Source organism: Streptosporangium sp. NPDC001681 (assembly GCF_040298085.1).
Classification (GTDB): domain Bacteria; phylum Actinomycetota; class Actinomycetes; order Streptosporangiales; family Streptosporangiaceae; genus Streptosporangium.
The window spans coordinates 53,023-68,729 of the sequence record NZ_JBEOZN010000013.1 but is presented as its reverse complement, the minus strand read 5'-3'; the positions used below and the strand labels follow the sequence as shown (position 1 = coordinate 68,729).

Genomic DNA, 15,707 nt, shown 5'->3' with positions numbered 1-15,707 from the left:
CTCCACGCAGCGGGCCGCCCGCGCTGTACCACCCGCCTACGAAAGGAAGATCTCCGTGGCTGTCGTCGTGCAGCTCACCGCCGGTGAGCTGGCCAACCCCCGGACCCTCATCCCCGACCAGCTGTTCGGCTACCTGACCGACCGCGTCGCCCGCGAAGAGGACATCCCCCAGCAGACCGCCGAGCAGATCGTGGAGCAGGCACTGGCGTTCCTCGTCGCATGCGGACGCAACTCGGACGTGCGCCTGTTCCCGTCCAAGCTGGTAGACGTCGGCTGGCACACCTTCATCCTCTACACCCGGCCCTACGCCGAGTTCTGCCAGAAGGTCGCCGGCCGGTTCATCCACCACGTGCCCACCGACATTCCCGAGCACGCGCCACCCGACCGGGTGGCCGCCATCGGCGTCACCGTCGAGACCATGCGGGCCACGGGCCTGCCGGTCGTCCCCGAGCTGTGGACCCTGAAAACAGAATGCAGCCAGTGCTACCAGGGCTGCGCCGATGACCCTAGGGAGAGCTGAGCGTTGAAACGAGCCTTGCAATGGTCGGACCTGCCGGTCCAGGCGCGCGACATCATCGAGGCCCGCGTCGGACTGGCACTCAAAATCGAAACAGTGGACAAGGGCCTGATGCCGGGCTTCGCCGCCCACCTGCGCACCCAGGAGCGCAGCGTGTTCGTCAAGGCTGTCGCGCAAGACAGCCCCGCCGCACCCCTGTACGCGCGGGAGCGGTGGGCGGGCACGGTCCTGCCGCCCGGCCTGCCCGCGCCCCGCATGCTGTGGAGCGGGGACGTGGAGGGGTGGATCGTGCTGCTGTACGAATATCTCGATGGCCGCGACGCCGACCTGTCGCCGGGATCGCCGGACATATGGCGTGTGCTGGACACCGTGACCGTCCTGGGCGAGACGCTCACCCCGTGCCCCGCCCAGGGGGGTAGTGTCCCGGACGTCGCCGGGAATGTCGTCGGGCTCCAGGTCAAGGCCGCGCGCCTGCTGGAGGGCTCAGTCGGCGGGCTGTTGTACCGGGCCATGTACGAGACGGCGCTGCGCGGATTCACACCCGATGCCCTGGCCGGGAACACGCTGCTGCACTACGACCTGCACCCGGGCAACCTGCAGATCAGCGGGGAGCAGGCGTACGCCGTTGACTGGGCGTTCGCGGCGCGCGGCGCCGCCTGGATCGACCCCTTCATGCTCGTTCCCCGGCTCATCCTGGCCGGCCACCCCCCATCGCAGGCCGAGGCGCTCATCGGCCAGGTACCCGCCTGGCGAAGCGCTCCCAAGGAGCCTGTCACCGCGCTGGCCGCGCTGTGGACCCTGTACCGCCTGTACAAGGCCCAGTCCGGCCCGTCCAAAGAGCGCGACTTTCGTGCTCGGGCGGCCGAGGCGGGTCGGTCCTGGGTCGCGTACCGAAGCATGTGACCTGGGATTCCTGACCACCTGAAGAAGCCCCTTGTAACCGTAACCACACCTCTCCCCGGTTCCAAGAGGGCAAGCCGGGAGCCCGCCTGCCCCGGCGGGCTCCCGGCCATCCTGATCGGAGCACTATGTACGACCAGCCGTGGAGTGCGCTGCCACTGACCGCCATCGGCGTGAAGATCAGCGGCGACGACGGGCCCACAGCGATCGTGGAGATCGCGACTGTCCCGCTGATCAACGGCCGCCTGCAACCGCGCGACGCTTACCACTCGATCGTCAAACCGGACCGGTTCGTCCCCCCGCGCCCCTCCATCCCGCCGGGCCTGGAAAACGACTTCCTGGCCCTGGGGCCATCACTGCAGGACATCCAGCCGGAGCTGGTGGCCCGGCTGCACGGCCGGGCGATCGTCTGCCACGACACCGATCGCACCTGGAAGCTCCTGGCGCAGCACTACCCGGCCATCGAACCAGTGGCCGTGTTCGACACGCTGCGCCTGGCGCAGGCCATCCGCCCTGAGGTTCAGCGCCGCAGCCTGACCGCGCTGCTGCGCTGGCACGAACTGACCGATCAGGCCAGGCAGCTCGCGAGCGGGGTGCGACCACACCGTGCGCTGTGGGACGCGGTCGGCGTCGGCCTGCTGCTGCCCGTGCTGATCAAGGCGTGGTCGGCGACGCGAGGTGCACCCAGCGCCGGTGAACTCGCCGACGCGTCCTCACCGCTGGCGGTCTGTCCATAAGTCCCCTGGAATCCGCAGGGAACCAGCTTCCTTTCACGCCGACGCGTCCCCACCACTGGTGGTCCGCCCCCATAAGCCCTCCGAAATCCCCCACGAAAAAGGAAAAACAATGTCACGTCACATTCTGGTGACCGGCGGAGCCGGATTCATCGGCTCCCATCTGTGCGCTGCCCTGCTCGATCGGGGCGACAAGGTCACCGCCCTGGACGACCTCTCGGCCGGACGCCTGCCCGCCCTTGACAACCTGCTCAACGACAAGAACTTCGTCCTGCTGGAACAGGACGTCGCCGACCCGATCACCTGCGGGCAGGTGGACGCGGTCATGCACATGGCCATCCCGGTCGGACCCGAGGTCGTGCTGCGCCGCCCGATCGACACGATGCGCGCTGGCTCGACCGGCACGTTCAACGCGCTGGAGGTGGCCAAGAAGAACGGTGCGCGGTTCGTGCTCGCCTCCACCTCTGAAATCTACGGTGACCCTCTCGTGCATCCGCAGAATGAGGACTACACCGGCAACGTCGATCCCACAGCGCCGCTGTCGTGCTACGACGAGGCCAAGCGGTTCTCCGAGTCGCTGACGTTCTCCTACCTTCGCCAGCACGGCCTCAACATCGGGGTGGTACGGCCGTTCAACGTGTACGGGCCCGGCATGTACCCCGATGACCGGCGAGTAGTCCCGGCGTTCATCCGGCAGGCGATGGCCGGCCAGACGCTGACGCTGCACGGCGACGGCTCCCAGACCCGGTCGCTGTGCTACGTCGAGGACTTCGTCACCGGACTGATAGCCATGCTCGACTCCACCGAAAATGGCCCCATCAACCTCGGCTCCGACGAGGAGGTCACCATCCGCGCCCTGGCCGATCTGGTTGTCGAGGTGGTCGGCTCCGGCGCTGTCCAGACCGTCCCGGGCCGACAGCAGGACTCCCACGTGCGCTGCCCGGACATCAGCCGCGCACGCACACGGCTCGGCTGGATGCCGCTGGTGCCGCTGCGCGCGGGCATCGAGCGCACCGTGGCCCAGGTCCGTACCCAGCAGGCCGCCTGACCCCGTCATGGCCGTCATCGTGATCCCCGCGGCGTGGCGCACCGCCGCGGAGATCCCCAACGGGGAACTGGAGTGCGCCGCACACACGATCGGTGACGCTATCGAGTGGCTGGTCGCGACCCACCCCAAGCTAGAGCCCCGGGTTCTGGTCGAGCCGGGTCGGCTGGCCAGCTGGGTGAATCTCTACGTGGGGAAGGACAACATCCGCGACCTGGACGGCCTGGACACCGCCGTGCCGCCTGGGAGTGAGATCGTCGTGCTGCCCGCGCTGGCCGGAGGCTGATATGACCGACACCGAGAACAACGAGATGGTGTTCATCCCGGGCGGGCAGGTAGTGATCGGTGCGCCTGGCCGCCATCTGGACCAGGTCAGCGATGCTCAGCCCTACCCGCGGTCCTGGTTCGCCGACGAAACACCAGACCACCCCCTCCAGCTGTCGCCGTTCTTGCTGGGTCGACACCCGGTCACCAACGCCGCCTTCGCCGCCTTCGTCCGGGACAGCGGCTACCGGACGGCGGCCGAGCAGCGCGGCTTCGGCCTGGTGTACGGCGAGACCTTCTGGGAGGAGCGTCCCGGGGCCTGCTGGAGGCGTCCCGCCGGCGCCGACAGCGACCTATCGGGGCGCCTCCAGCACCCGGTGGTGCACATCGCCCGCGCCGACGCCGAAGCGTACTGCGTCTGGGCAGGTTGTCGCCTGCCCACCGAGGAGGAATGGGAGTACGCCGCGCACGGCCCAACCTGGCACCCCTGGCCCTGGGGAGAGAAGTTCGATCCTGAGCTCGTCAACTGCGCTGAGCATTGGGCGGGCCAACTGGTGGACGGCCTGACCGGCTGGCGCCACTGGTGGGTCCAGCAGCAGGGCCGACGCGGCGAACTCCCGGCGACCACACCGGTCGGCGCTTTCTCCCCGCAGGGCGACTCGGTGTTCGGCCTCACCGACATGGCGGGCAACGTCGGCGAATGGACCGCCACCACCTACCAGCTGTACGCAGAGCAGGTGGACTGCGATCCGATCCTGCGCCGTGCCCAGGGACGCTACGGCGTCCTGCGCGGCGGCGGCTGGATGAACCTGCGCTGGCAGACGCGCACCACCGAACGCATCGCCTGCGATCCGACCTACAGCACCTGGGCGGCCGGGTTCAGGTGCGCGGCCACCCTCCCCTCCGGACTCTCTTGATTCACCCGTCCACCACGATGAGCCCCCATAGGCTGCTTACCATGCACGCACTCGTCACCGGCGGGGCCGGATTCATCGGCTCCCACCTCACCGACGCTCTCCTCGCCCGGGGGGCCACCGTCACAGTGATCGACAACCTGTCAACTGGGCGCACCGGCCGACTGCCCATCGGTATTGACCTGCGGAAGGTGGACATCACCGACGCCGACGCGGTCACGGCCGTGGTCGAGGAGGTCCGGCCGCAGGTCATCTTCCACCTCGCCGCCCAGATCGACGTGCGAGTCTCGGTGGACGACCCGGCCCGCGACGCGGCCATCAACATCGGTGGCACCATCAACCTGCTCCAGGCCGCACTCACGGTGGAGGCGAAGCTGATCTTCGCCTCCACCGGCGGCGCCTTGTACGGCGTGCAGGCCCCTATCCCCTCAGGGGAGGAAATCCTGCCCGCCCCGGAGGCACCGTACGGCACCGCGAAGTACGGCGCGGAGCAGTACCTGGGCCTGTTCAACCGCCTGCACGGCGCCGAGCACACCGCGCTGCGGCTGGGCAACGTCTACGGCCCCCGCCAGGACCCGAGCGGCGAAGCCGGTGTAGTCGCGATCTTCGCCGGGTGCGCCCACCGGGGACAGCAGCCCACGATCTTCGGTGACGGCGCGCAGACCCGCGACTACGTGTACGTCGGCGACGTCGTCGCCGCGTTCATCGCCGCGGCCACCACCGAGGGCGGCGGGATCTGGAACATCGGCACCGGCCAAGAGACCAGCGTCCTGGAGCTGATCAAGCACGTCAACCAGGCCGCAGGCCGCGACGTGGATCCGGTCTTCGTCGCGGCCCGGCCCGGGGAACTGCAACGCAGCGCCCTGAATGCGAACGCCGCCCAGCGGGACCTGGGCTGGACGGCCATCACCACCATTGAGGAGGGCATCGCCCGCGTATACGCGTGGGTGCGAGACGGCCAGCCCGAGCAGGGCAGCCTGTAGTCGCGTCGGCTACGACATCAGCCGCATGCACTCGTACGCCTCGGCCGCCTCCGCGCCGCACTGCATGCCGCGCAAGGTGGCCAGGCTGCGTAGTGTCTCGTCCGAGCGGGTGTGCGGATGTTCACGGCGCTGGCTGGAGTACAGGTCCATCGCGGTTACCTTCGCGTCCACATGCCGAGGCTGCAGCGTCACATAGAAGTTCGGTGGCGCGGTGGGCGTCATGCGCCACTGATCGGCGGCCTGCTCATAGGCCAGTACCAACGACGGGTGGGGCCGCTTGCGGCGGTCGCTGGGCCGTAGCGCGGTGATGGCGGCCTCGGCGACCGCCTGGTGGTCCTGGTTGTAGCTGGTCGGATGCGGAAACGCGATCAGCGTGGGACATAGCCGGGTGAGAGAGATCGGCGTAGTGTCCTCGATCACGCGCGACAGCTCCAGGCGCTGCACCTGGTCAAGGGTCAGTTGAGCCGCCTCCGGCAGGGCGACGTGCCAGGACGTGATGCCGAGGTGGGCGGCTACCTTCTCGATTTCCTCCCGGTTCTCCGCCTCGGTGGAGAACCCGGCCGCCGCCTGCTGCACGTTCGCGCCGATGGTGACATACAGTACATGCGCCTCCCCGCCGGCCTCGCTGATTCGGGAGATGAGGCCGCCGCAGCCAATGACCTCGTCGTCAGGGTGCGGGGCCAGGATGAGCGCCCGCTGGTCGGCCCAGTTGATCGTCATATCGTGCTCACAACTCCTTCTGCCGTCAACACGTCAGGGGACAAGACAGGAATCGGCCAAGAGGTGTCAGCGCGCCAGTTCGACCAGTCGGCGCCGAACGCCCCGCGGCGGTCCTGAATCATCGTCAGCACCTCGTCACGGGCTTCCTGCACCTGGTGATGCTCGTCGTCGGTGATGACGCCCATCCGTCTGGCGTGGCGATACTCGTCTTCATCTTTCCAGGCATGCGAGGACAGGTCCGGTGCTACGACCAGATCGAGAAACAGGTCGAAGGTGTCGACCCCGTTGGCTGTGCGCTGGTAGGGGCGTTGGAAGTTGATATACCAGCGGTTCAGTCGATGATCTGGGGTGTAGAACAGATTGACGCTGAAAAAGTCGTGCTCGGTGAGGATGCTGAGCCAGATGCTTTCGCACCACGTCCAGTAGCCCAGTTCCCATTGCCGGGCGGCGAGGTTAGTGATCGCCGCATCGCGCGCTGTGGCGTCTTCGCTCTGCGACCAGCTGATCCATGTGGTCGGGGCGAGACTTCGGATTCCAGGCCAGTAGGCCAGGGCGAGTTCATGGCCGGTGTCGTGAACGACGCGGTGGGGTGAAGCCGTCCACACACGGCCGTCAAAGATGTCACGCCGGATCGCTGTGGCTCCCACAGGGAGCCGCGCCGCTATCGGAACCGTCATAGGCGCATGGTGACACCTAGATCGTGCGCTGACGGCATCAGTGAGGATGTGCATCTTCAGGGTCTTGTAAATCTACGACCGGCGGTGATGACCTGCGTTCCGCCGAGTAGCCGAGAGGCCGCTCACGACGCTCCTTGCGCCGTCAAGCCGACCTAACACCCACCACAACACGAAAAGCCCCCGCCGTCTCCGAAGAGACGGCGGGGGCTTCAGGGCCCTGATACAGCCGGTTCCCGGGACCAACCGTACAGAGCGCCGTCTCACGACGGACACGGTCTCGCGATGCTCCCAGATGGTCGTTCCGGGCACGAGACGATCATGATCCTACCGCTGCTCGTCGGGCAGGTCCGGCCGTGCCGTGTGCTTGGCCAGGTAGCCGGCCACGTACGTCACCAGGCCCGGCAGCAGCGGCACCGCCAGTGTCTCGATCGCGTCCGGCATCCACGCGATCAGGTCCAGGTCCGCCTGGGCAGTCTGCAGGATCGCCAGGACCCCGACGAGGCTCAGATACGAGGCCGCGGTGGCCGCCGTGACCTTCCGCTCGATCGGCGCCGTTTCCTTGTATACGTCTCCGTGCATGGCCCCTCCTGAGGGTCCGGAAATGCGAAAAACCAGCCGCGAATGGGCTGGTCAGGGGCAACTATCAATTGAGAGTTGATAGTTCGGGTTACCGCTTGAACATGGCGACCTTGGCCATGGTCACCTTCTCCAGGATCACCGCGTCCGTGCCTGGGTTGAGGATCCGCAGCCGCAGCTGGTTGGAGCCGTTGAGAGCGAACTGGCCGCCCACCGACGCCTCGACGCGGCCCGCTGGGTCAGCGGTGAACGTCAGCGACCAGGCGTCATCCTTGAACGTCTTGCCGTCCCGGTCGTACCGGGACCACGCCACGTCGACCTCAGCGCCAGGGGTAAGGCCCCGCAGCTTCACCAAGGCGTCGCAGAGAACCCAGCGGGAGCCCGGCGCGAGCACGGCGACACCGTTCGCCCCGTGGGCCTTCGTGTCGTCGACGAACTCGGTGTGCCAGCGCACCGCGAGCACGCCGCCGGCCGGGACAGCCTGGTCTTCGCCAGCTCCGAGGGACACAATCTCGGGCACGTCGTCCTCCTCCTTGACGATGGGTTCAGTAGCGGAACCGCTACTGGTAGGTCGAGGCGCTCCGCGTTTCACCCACGCGTACAGCGGCCCGCCGGGGCAGCTGGTGGCGTAGCCGTCGCGGTGCCCCTTGATCTCCGGGCCCGCGCCGCCCTTCTCACGCAGGTACTCGATCGCGTCACGGATACCGTGCAGCATCGCGTCCGGCGGCTCCGTCACACCCGAGGTGCCGACCAGGCCGAGCACCGCGTAGTGGGCGCTGTTGAGCCCAGGACCGTTCGCCGCGGGCACGCGGTGCAAGCCCCGCCCGACGAACACCTTCCGGTGGCCACACACCAGCAACGAATAGCCGACGTCCATCCAGCCGTTGCCATCCATGTGGCCGCTCTGGATGCCTCGCACGGCCGCCACACATCGGCTGTGGTTCGTCAGGGTCGCCGGATCCACATGGCCCCCGGTGTAGTGCACCTTGACGCCCCTGGTGGAGCTGAGACGGCCGTAGGAGCCGCGCGGCTCCCTGGCGCCCCAGCTCTCGCGGCTGATGAGATCCAGCGTCATCGTGTTACCTCCTGTAAGTCGGTGGGGCTGCATCCGAGACGATCCAGGGAAAAGGTCAGCCTCTGGTCAGGCTGATCAGCGCAATGATCGCGCCAGCGATGGTCACCAGCACGCTGACGATCGCGATGATCTGCCGGGTCCGATCCGCGAGCTGGGAACGGGTCACCGACTCACGCTCAACGACGTCGAGCCGCTTCTCCATGGCCTCGTCGCGGGCGGCGGCATCAGCACGGTCAGCGTCGACGCGCTTGGCCAACTCCGCGTGGCGGCCGTCCGCGTGGTCCATACGCTGCAGGATCAACGCGGTCTGGCTGTTGGTCCTTTCAAAGCCGACCTCGACCAGGCGGCGGATCTCCGCGAGTGCGAGCGCCACGTCCGCAGGCGGCTGGTCATTCATGAGACGTCGCCCGCAGCGGCTCACCCACGAACGTGGAAGGCGGCTTGAGTGCCCGGGAAGGCAGGCGTGGCCCATCGAACCCCGTTCGGATCCAGTCCACCGCCATGCGCCGCGCCTGCACACGGATCGGGTCCAGGCGCACGCCGGTCTTGATCGGGTCCAGTGGGTCAGGGGTTGCCCGCCGCTTCGACCCGACGTAGAGCAGCGCCGCCTGCCGCTGCTCGCGCGGTTCCGGCTCACACAGCACCCGGTGCCGCTTCACTTCCGCGACGCGGACAAGATGCGCAGCCAGCCGGTCAGATGCGCCCACGCCCGGCGTCCAGCAGGTCGGCAAACCATGGGTTGCCTCCAGGTAGGCCGCCGTGGCTGGATCCTGCCACGACAGAGGATCATCAGGGCTGGCCATGTATGGCTCATGCAGGATCACATCCAGCAGCGTGTCCACGTCATCGGGGTCGATGCCGTACTCTGCCGCCCGCCACTCCAACGTCGAATGCGGGAAACTGTGGCTGCCCTCCATGCCTTCGAGCACCATGCGGACACCCCACACCGGCTCAGCCCCGTCCGCTGCCGGAGGCGACATCTGAGTGCGGGAGGTGACCTGGTCGGCCAGAGGCGTAGCGGTGTAGGACAGCTCGCTGTCCCAGATGCGCGCGATGTGCATGGGCACCCGCTCCTTAATGGCGGTGGCTCCACCAGTAGATGGCGAACCCGTCCGGCCAGGACGTATGGATACGAAACGAAGACTGGTTGGACTCCACGACGTACCAGGACCCGTTAGGCACATGCGTCGACGGGCTGCTGAGGCCGCGGCGGATCACACACACCGGCCCCATGTTGCCGATCATCGTGGCGCCGTAGCCGACGATGTCCCAGTTGCCGCCGCTGCTGGCCGGCGAGGTGGTCTTCGATCCGGCGAGCACCCCGGCGGTCGGCCCGAGAGCGGCGTAATCCCACCACTTGCCGACGTGGCGGGTGCGGCCGGAGGAGTCGAACCAAAAGTACTGCTCGTCGCTGGCATTGTGCATATACCCGTACAGGGCGTAGGACTCGGTCAGCTCCATGAGGCCGCCGTTGTCGCCATCGAGGGCGGCGTCGCGGACCTGCATTTGCATGTACCCGGCGGCGATGGTGGTCTGCGAGGCGGCCGTACCACCCGAGTTTGTCCCGGACGTGATCTCGAATGTCGCCTCGCCAGGGAAGAGGTCGTTGCGGGTTTGCAGCCTGGTGTAGTTCGAGCCGGAAGCGGGATGGAAGCGCATCTGCGGGTAGGTCGCGCCCGGCGGGGCCAGTTCCAGCCGCCGCCCTGTGGCGGCGGTCCGGATGTGCGCGCCAGTGATCGTTTTACCGTCGATCGCGTTCGCGTCGATCTTCGCGGCGGTAATCGCCCCAGCCGCGATCGTGTTAGCCGTGACCGCGTTCGCCGCGATGTGCCCGGCCTGGATCGCCCCGGCGGCGATCGTGTCGGCCGTGACCGCGTTCGCGCTGATGTGCCCGGCCTGGATCGCGAGCGCCTGGATCAACGCCGCCGTGATCGACCCAGCCACGATCTTCGCGTCCGCCGGGATCGACCCCGAAATGATGTGCTCGGCGCCGTCAATGACCTGACCGATCACGTCCGTGTCGACCAGGGCCACCGTGGCGATGACCTCGTGCTCGGACTCGTCGGACTCGTTGCCCGACCGATCCACACTGGTCAGCCAGATTTCCCGATCCGCTCCGTACGGCTGACCAGGGATGACGACCGAACCGGCAGCGTCCAGCGACCCGACGACGACCGCGCCCGGCGCGAGCGGGTCCTGCATCCACACCCGCGTCCGCTCGAAGTCGGACGGCATTGGCTCGGCCGCCGACCCCAGGCCGTCCCACGCGACGTGGATCACACCCAGCCGCGTCGACAGCTCCGGAGCGCTCGGCACCGGCGGTGGAGTCGCGTCGTCCGGCATCAACTTCACGGTGACGGCTGAGAACAGCCCCTTGGTGCCGTCGTTGATCGCGCGGACCTTGAACCCGTACTCCCAGCCCACGACCAGCGGCGAAACCGTCGCCGACGTGTCACCGGAAGCGGTCTGCGCGACCATGACCCACAGCTGGCCCTCCAGGTTGCGGCGGGCGTACACCTCGTAGCCATCGACGCCGAGCGCGACCCCGTTGACGTCACCGATGACCGGCGACCACGTCACCGTGGCCAGCCCCTGCGCGTACCCGGCCGTGTCCAGGTACGCCACCGAACCCACGATCAACCCGACCGGAGCAGCCGGAACCCGGCCACTGGAGTCCGGCGCCGGCTCCGCGCCGGACCCGCCGGAACCCACACCGCCCGCGAGGATCCCCGCAGCCTGCCGTGCCCGCCGGATGTCGGCCTCGAGGAACCGGTCGTTCAACACCAAGTTGCCCGCGAGCTCACCGTCTTTGCCGACCGACAGAGTGATCTGGCGGATGCGCAGCGGGGCCATGACCGCGCCGTCGCCAGGGGCGAGCACGTAGTCTCCCGGCCCGTAGTGGGAGAACGGCAGCCACCGCGCCAGATGCGGAATAATGCCCCGCGTGAGCTGCACCCGCTCCCGCGCGGCGCGCTCCAGGGCGGACTGTCCCAGGAGCGTCATCGTGACGGTATCCGACACCCCGCCCTGAGTCTGGTGAGTCTCCCATCGGCCCCACGGGACCAGCGCGGCAGGGTTCGTGACCTCCACGTTCAGGCCGCCCTCACCCACGATGAGGATGGAGGACGCCGCGTCCTCCAACGTCGCGTCGTCCGGGGCCTGGTCGACGTCGCGTCCGAGCCGCAGATCCACCGGAGCCGCACCGGCCGCTTGGTCGACGGCCATCTCGGTACCCTCGTTGAACACCTGCAGGACGCGGCCGCTCATCCGCCAGTTGATGACGCCCTGATCGGCGAGGTTGATCAGCATCGTCAGCAGCGGAACGCCGGGCTCCAGCGCGAGCGTCAGCGCCTTGTCCCACTCCTCGCCGGCCGAGTCGGTGTCCTCGTCGAAGTCCACGCTCAGGCCCGGCACCGCGCCGCGCCCCTGGCCTTCGTCGACGAAGGTCCGCAGGATCGCGCCCGCGCTCACGGCCGCGAACTGGCGTTTGCCCTCGATCATCTCGGCGTGCGGGTAGAGCACGACCTTGCGGAGCTGCCAAGAATAGCCGGGGCAGTCGTAGGAGAAAACGCCCGTCCGGTCGGTGTGGTCGGTGCCACGCTTGATGCGGAGGAATCGGCCGTCAGCGGGCTCCACCCACGCGCCGCCGGTCGACCACTCCACGGCGATCTCGCACGGCTGCGCGAGCAGGCCCGCGCCCACGGCGTGCGCTGAATAGGAGACCTTCAGCGACGACACGTCATCAAGAGGGAATGCGGCCTCGAACCCCAGCGGGTGCGGCAGCACTCCCAGGCGGGGACCATTCGGGGCGTACACGACGAGCCGCAACCCGTACCGGACCGGCTCGCCCGGAATGATCACCTGCACGACTATCCCCCGGTCAGCTCATCAATTTTCGCCTGCAGCTGGTCGACGCCCGCCGCCAGGATCGCGTTTTCGTAGATCAGCTCGTCGATGCGGCGCCGCAGCGCCGCGATGATCCGCTGAGGGTCCACCGCCACGTCATGCACCGAGACTCCCTGCTGCTTCCAGGCGCAGTGCCGCGCACCGTACCGGATCGATTCGCACGTGCCCCCGCAGCGGGGCCAGCACATCCGGTGCGCTCCGAGCCGCCGCGCGCCGGGCTGGCGCAGCCACCTTAACGGCGGCGTGTTCGCGTTTGCACCGCTTGACCTGCTCGGCCACCTGGGCGTGGGCCTGCTCCGCGCTGACCTGCCACGGGTTGGCCTCGGTCGTGTCCGGCTCGTAGATGCTCAGCACCGCCTGATGCATGATCACGTCGATTGCCTCGTCAGCGGAGGTCAGCCCGTAGGTCACAGCGGCGTTCTCGATCGCCATCTTCGGCAGGAACATCACCAGCGACACCTCGTCGGCCAGGCGGGTGAGCGTGACCTCCCACGCGGGGATTTTCCCGCTGTTGTCGGTCGTCTCGATCACGTCGGTGACCTGCCACTGATCCGGCACGCGCGGCTCCTTCAGATCAGGCACGCCACGCCCACACGGAGAACGTGACGACGGACGATGGGGCGCTGGGGCTCCGGAACGTGATGGCACTCTGCGACCGCGTGTAGATGTACATGTCGGCCGGGGCTGAGCTTCCCGTCGCCCCGGCGCCTCGCTGCGCCGACCACACACAACTCGGGGTGGTCAGCAACGTGAAACCGTAGTTCACGATGTGGTAAGTGCCATTACCAGTGATCGTCACATCGAGCATGATGAGCCCGGCGTTCACACCGCCGATCTGCCACGTACCGCGATGCAACGTCCCCGCCGGGGAGAACAGGAACATCTGCGTCCCAGAGGTCGGGTGGATCCACCCGACGTGGGCCTGAGTCTCATCCGCGATCACGTACCCGCCGCGCTGATTACCCGTCGAGGGGTCGTGAATCGCGACCCGCCAGAAACCGGCCGCGTGGATCAGGCGGCACGTCGCGGTGTTCGCGGCGTTGGTGCCCGACTCCATGAGGAGCGTCGCCTCACCGGTATACATTGACCCGTCGCTGGTGATCCTCGACGCGTTCACGCCCGAGCCGGGAATGAACCGGATCTCTGGAGCTGACGCCCCCGCAGGGTTGACCACCACCCGGGCGCCTGTCACCCCGGAGGCGAGCTGACCGACGATCGACACCGCACCTGACGACGCTGCGATGCTGGCCGTCTGCACGCCGCTGGCGTTGTAGGCGGCCAGGCCCGAGCTGTTGAGCTCCACCCGCGCGCCGCTCGGATCACCGGCCACCAGCCGCGTCGACAAGGTGAGCACCGCGGCGAGCTTGCCAGCGGTGACCGCGCCGGCCGAGATGTGCCCGGCCTCGACCGCGCCGACCGCGAGCTTGTCGGCCGTGACCGCGTTCGCCACCAGCGCGCCCGTCGTGATGGAGCTGTTGGCGGCGTCGCCCTGGACGAGCGGCACCGTGGCGATCGTCGCCGACGTCGACGCCGCCGACTCGTTGCCGCTGCGGTCGACGCTCGTGAACCGGAACTGACGGTCTGCGCCGTACGGCAGGCCCGGCACGAGGATGGAGCCGGCCGCGTCGAGATATCCGATGTCGGTCCACCCCGGCGCGAGCGGATTCTGCATCCATACCCGGACCCGCAGGAAGTCGATCGGCATCGGCGCTGCGCCGACACCCAGCCCGTCCCAGGTGACGTGGACGACGCCGAGCCTCGTTGCGAGCTGCGGAGTGGTCGGCACGGGCGGCGGGGTCGTGTCGTCGGGGATTGTCACCGCGACCTGCGAGGAGAACGCGCCGACCACGCCGAGGTTGACCGCCCGGACTTTGAACGCGTACGACTGGCCGACGAGCAGCGGTGAGAACGTCGCCGAGTTGTCGTCGGCCTCCGTCGTGGCCACCAGGAACCACGGCTCACCGATCGTGTTGACCCGCATGAACACCTGGTAGCCGCCGACGTCCAGGGCGACACCGCTCACGTCGACAATGACCGCGCCCCAGGTGGCGGTGATCTGCCCCTGAGCCACACCGGCCGCATCCAGGTAGGCGACCGGACCAACGATGAGACCGGTCGGTGCGGCCGGGGTGCGCGGCCGCGGGCTGTCGGGTGCGGGACGGGCTCCGGAGCCGCCGTCCGCTGTGGATCCGCCGACGATGCCCGCGGTGCGGCGGGCCAGCCGGATGTCTCGCTCGAGAAACCGGTCGTTGAGGATCAGACTGCCGCCGACGACGCCATCAGCGTTGCGGGACAGCGCGACCTGGCGGACGCGGAGGCTTTCCAGGGCGCCGCCTTCGCCGGGCGCGCGGACCCGGTCACCGGGCCGGTAGTCGCGGAAGGGCAGCCACCGCGCCCCGTACACGGTGATGCCTCGGGTGCGTTGCACTCGTTCGGCGGCGGCCCGTTCAAGGGCGGCCTGCGCGAGGAGCGTCGCGGTGCCCATGTCGGAGACTCCGCCATGCCCCACGTACTGCTCCCACGGCCCCCACGGCTGCAAAGCAGCTGGATTCTCGAAGGTATGTACGAATCCGTTGTCACCCACCACGAGCACCGAAGAAGCGGCGTCCTCCAGCGTGCCGTCATCGGGCGCTTCGACCACGTCACGGCCAAGGCGGAGCTCCACCGGCGCCGGGCCGGTCGCGAGGTCGCGGTCCAGCTCGGTGTCGGCGTTGTAGACCTGCAGCGTGCGGCCGCTCATCCGCCAGTCACACACGCCCTGCTCAGCAAGGTTGATCAGCAGCGTTAGCACGTCGGTGCCCAACTGATAGTAAATCGTGAGGACCTTGTCCCAGGGCTCGCCCGCGCTGTCATGCGTCGAGTCGAAATCCCAGTCGAGGCTCGGCACCGCGCCGCGCGCCTGCGCCTCCGCGAGAGCCGTCTGCAGGATCGCACCGGGCGTGGCCGACAGAAACGGCCGCTTGCCGTCCACCAGTGCAGCCACACCGGGGTAAAGCACGACCTTGCGGAGCTGCCAGGAGTAGCCTGGCAGCTCGAACCGAACCAGGCCCGTCCGGTCGACTTCATCGCCGCGACGCTTGATCCGCAGGAACCGGCTGTCGGTGCCCTCAGTCCAGGTGGTGCCGTCCTGTGACCATTCCACCGCGACCTCGCACGGCTGGTTGAGCATGGTTGCGCCGACCGCGTGAGAGCTGTAGTGCAGCTTCAACCCCGGTACGTCGTTCAGTGGCCAGCCGGCCTCAATTGATAACGGGTGCGGAAGCACCCCGAGGCGCGACCCGTTCGGGGCATGGACGACCAGCCGAAGATCGAACACGAGGCATGCCTCCGTTCAACCCGAGCGCGAAAATCACCAATTACCAGAGTTGAGCCATCCGCGAGGTGGAGATAGGTGTT

General features: G+C 68.1%; 17 protein-coding genes. 7 read left to right on the top strand and 10 right to left on the bottom strand.

Annotation, left to right across the window (positions count from 1 at the left end):
- The first annotated feature begins 55 nt into the window (after positions 1-55).
- The 7 genes from ABT130_RS08900 to ABT130_RS08870 all read left to right on the top strand — a co-directional run bounded on the left by ABT130_RS08900 (position 56) and on the right by ABT130_RS08870 (position 5,357).
- Positions 56-520 carry a glycine-rich domain-containing protein gene (locus ABT130_RS08900; RefSeq protein WP_350954076.1) on the top strand — a complete coding sequence of 155 codons (465 nt, stop codon included), beginning with the start codon at positions 56-58 and terminating at the stop codon, positions 518-520.
- Between the two features lie 3 nt (positions 521-523).
- Positions 524-1,420 carry a phosphotransferase gene (locus ABT130_RS08895; protein ID WP_350954074.1) on the top strand — a complete coding sequence of 299 codons (897 nt, stop codon included), beginning with the start codon at positions 524-526 and terminating at the stop codon, positions 1,418-1,420.
- A gap of 125 nt (positions 1,421-1,545) precedes the next feature.
- Positions 1,546-2,154, top strand: coding sequence for a 3'-5' exonuclease (locus ABT130_RS08890; RefSeq protein WP_350954072.1), 609 nt, complete (start codon positions 1,546-1,548; stop codon positions 2,152-2,154).
- Between the two features lie 109 nt (positions 2,155-2,263).
- The gene (locus ABT130_RS08885; protein ID WP_350954070.1) at positions 2,264-3,199 is read left to right on the top strand and encodes an NAD-dependent epimerase/dehydratase family protein; all 936 of its coding nucleotides are present in this window, start codon (positions 2,264-2,266) and stop codon (positions 3,197-3,199) included.
- 7 nt (positions 3,200-3,206) lie between these two features.
- Positions 3,207-3,482, top strand: coding sequence for a MoaD/ThiS family protein (locus ABT130_RS08880; protein WP_350954068.1), 276 nt, complete (start codon positions 3,207-3,209; stop codon positions 3,480-3,482).
- Between the two features lies 1 nt (position 3,483).
- Positions 3,484-4,377 (top strand): formylglycine-generating enzyme family protein, encoded by an 894-nt coding sequence (locus tag ABT130_RS08875; protein ID WP_350954066.1) that lies wholly within the window; start codon positions 3,484-3,486, stop codon positions 4,375-4,377.
- Positions 4,378-4,418: 41 nt separating this feature from the next.
- Positions 4,419-5,357 (top strand): NAD-dependent epimerase/dehydratase family protein, encoded by a 939-nt coding sequence (locus ABT130_RS08870; RefSeq protein WP_350954064.1) that lies wholly within the window; start codon positions 4,419-4,421, stop codon positions 5,355-5,357.
- Between the two features lie 9 nt (positions 5,358-5,366).
- Here ABT130_RS08870 and ABT130_RS08865 read toward each other — a convergent pair whose 3' ends face one another.
- The 10 genes from ABT130_RS08865 to ABT130_RS08820 form a co-directional block, all read right to left on the bottom strand.
- Complete coding sequence (locus ABT130_RS08865; protein WP_350954062.1) at positions 5,367-6,077, bottom strand: PIG-L deacetylase family protein; 711 nt, start codon at positions 6,075-6,077, stop codon at positions 5,367-5,369.
- Positions 6,074-6,754, bottom strand: a complete 681-nt coding sequence (locus tag ABT130_RS08860) for a ribonuclease FAU-1 family protein (protein WP_350954060.1) — start codon at positions 6,752-6,754, stop codon at positions 6,074-6,076. Before ABT130_RS08860 ends, ABT130_RS08865 begins: the two co-directional genes overlap by 4 nt.
- Before the next feature lie 324 nt (positions 6,755-7,078).
- On the bottom strand, positions 7,079-7,333 hold the full coding sequence (locus ABT130_RS08855) for a hypothetical protein (RefSeq protein ID WP_350954058.1): 255 nt from the start codon (positions 7,331-7,333) through the stop codon (positions 7,079-7,081).
- Between the two features lie 88 nt (positions 7,334-7,421).
- Entirely contained in the window at positions 7,422-8,405 is a 984-nt protein-coding gene (locus ABT130_RS08850) for a peptidoglycan recognition protein family protein (protein ID WP_350954055.1), read from the bottom strand.
- 55 nt (positions 8,406-8,460) lie between these two features.
- The gene (locus ABT130_RS08845) at positions 8,461-8,802 is read right to left on the bottom strand and encodes a hypothetical protein (protein WP_350954053.1); all 342 of its coding nucleotides are present in this window, start codon (positions 8,800-8,802) and stop codon (positions 8,461-8,463) included.
- Positions 8,795-9,466, bottom strand: a complete 672-nt coding sequence (locus tag ABT130_RS08840; RefSeq protein WP_350954051.1) for a hypothetical protein — start codon at positions 9,464-9,466, stop codon at positions 8,795-8,797. Before ABT130_RS08840 ends, ABT130_RS08845 begins: the two co-directional genes overlap by 8 nt.
- A gap of 13 nt (positions 9,467-9,479) precedes the next feature.
- The gene (locus tag ABT130_RS08835; RefSeq protein ID WP_350954049.1) at positions 9,480-12,266 is read right to left on the bottom strand and encodes a fibronectin type III domain-containing protein; all 2,787 of its coding nucleotides are present in this window, start codon (positions 12,264-12,266) and stop codon (positions 9,480-9,482) included.
- 8 nt (positions 12,267-12,274) lie between these two features.
- Positions 12,275-12,415: a hypothetical protein gene (locus tag ABT130_RS08830; protein WP_350954047.1), complete on the bottom strand. Its 141-nt coding sequence runs from the start codon at positions 12,413-12,415 to the stop codon at positions 12,275-12,277.
- On the bottom strand, positions 12,408-12,869 hold the full coding sequence (locus tag ABT130_RS08825) for a hypothetical protein (protein ID WP_350954045.1): 462 nt from the start codon (positions 12,867-12,869) through the stop codon (positions 12,408-12,410). The genes ABT130_RS08830 and ABT130_RS08825 overlap by 8 nt, the downstream gene beginning before the upstream one ends.
- A gap of 16 nt (positions 12,870-12,885) precedes the next feature.
- Complete coding sequence (locus ABT130_RS08820) at positions 12,886-15,282, bottom strand: fibronectin type III domain-containing protein (RefSeq protein WP_350954043.1); 2,397 nt, start codon at positions 15,280-15,282, stop codon at positions 12,886-12,888.
- Positions 15,283-15,707 lie beyond the last annotated feature (425 nt).

Coding starts and splice junctions, on each gene's coding strand:
- ABT130_RS08890 (WP_350954072.1), top strand. CDS start 1,546: ATGTACGACCAGCCGTGGAGTGCGCTGCCACTGACCGCCATCGGCGTG.
- ABT130_RS08885 (WP_350954070.1), top strand. CDS start 2,264: ATGTCACGTCACATTCTGGTGACCGGCGGAGCCGGATTCATCGGCTCC.
- ABT130_RS08880 (WP_350954068.1), top strand. CDS start 3,207: ATGGCCGTCATCGTGATCCCCGCGGCGTGGCGCACCGCCGCGGAGATC.
- ABT130_RS08875 (WP_350954066.1), top strand. CDS start 3,484: ATGACCGACACCGAGAACAACGAGATGGTGTTCATCCCGGGCGGGCAG.
- ABT130_RS08870 (WP_350954064.1), top strand. CDS start 4,419: ATGCACGCACTCGTCACCGGCGGGGCCGGATTCATCGGCTCCCACCTC.
- ABT130_RS08865 (WP_350954062.1), bottom strand. CDS start 6,077: ATGACGATCAACTGGGCCGACCAGCGGGCGCTCATCCTGGCCCCGCAC.
- ABT130_RS08860 (WP_350954060.1), bottom strand. CDS start 6,754: ATGACGGTTCCGATAGCGGCGCGGCTCCCTGTGGGAGCCACAGCGATC.
- ABT130_RS08855 (WP_350954058.1), bottom strand. CDS start 7,333: ATGCACGGAGACGTATACAAGGAAACGGCGCCGATCGAGCGGAAGGTC.
- ABT130_RS08850 (WP_350954055.1), bottom strand. CDS start 8,405: ATGACGCTGGATCTCATCAGCCGCGAGAGCTGGGGCGCCAGGGAGCCG.
- ABT130_RS08845 (WP_350954053.1), bottom strand. CDS start 8,802: ATGAATGACCAGCCGCCTGCGGACGTGGCGCTCGCACTCGCGGAGATC.
- ABT130_RS08840 (WP_350954051.1), bottom strand. CDS start 9,466: ATGCACATCGCGCGCATCTGGGACAGCGAGCTGTCCTACACCGCTACG.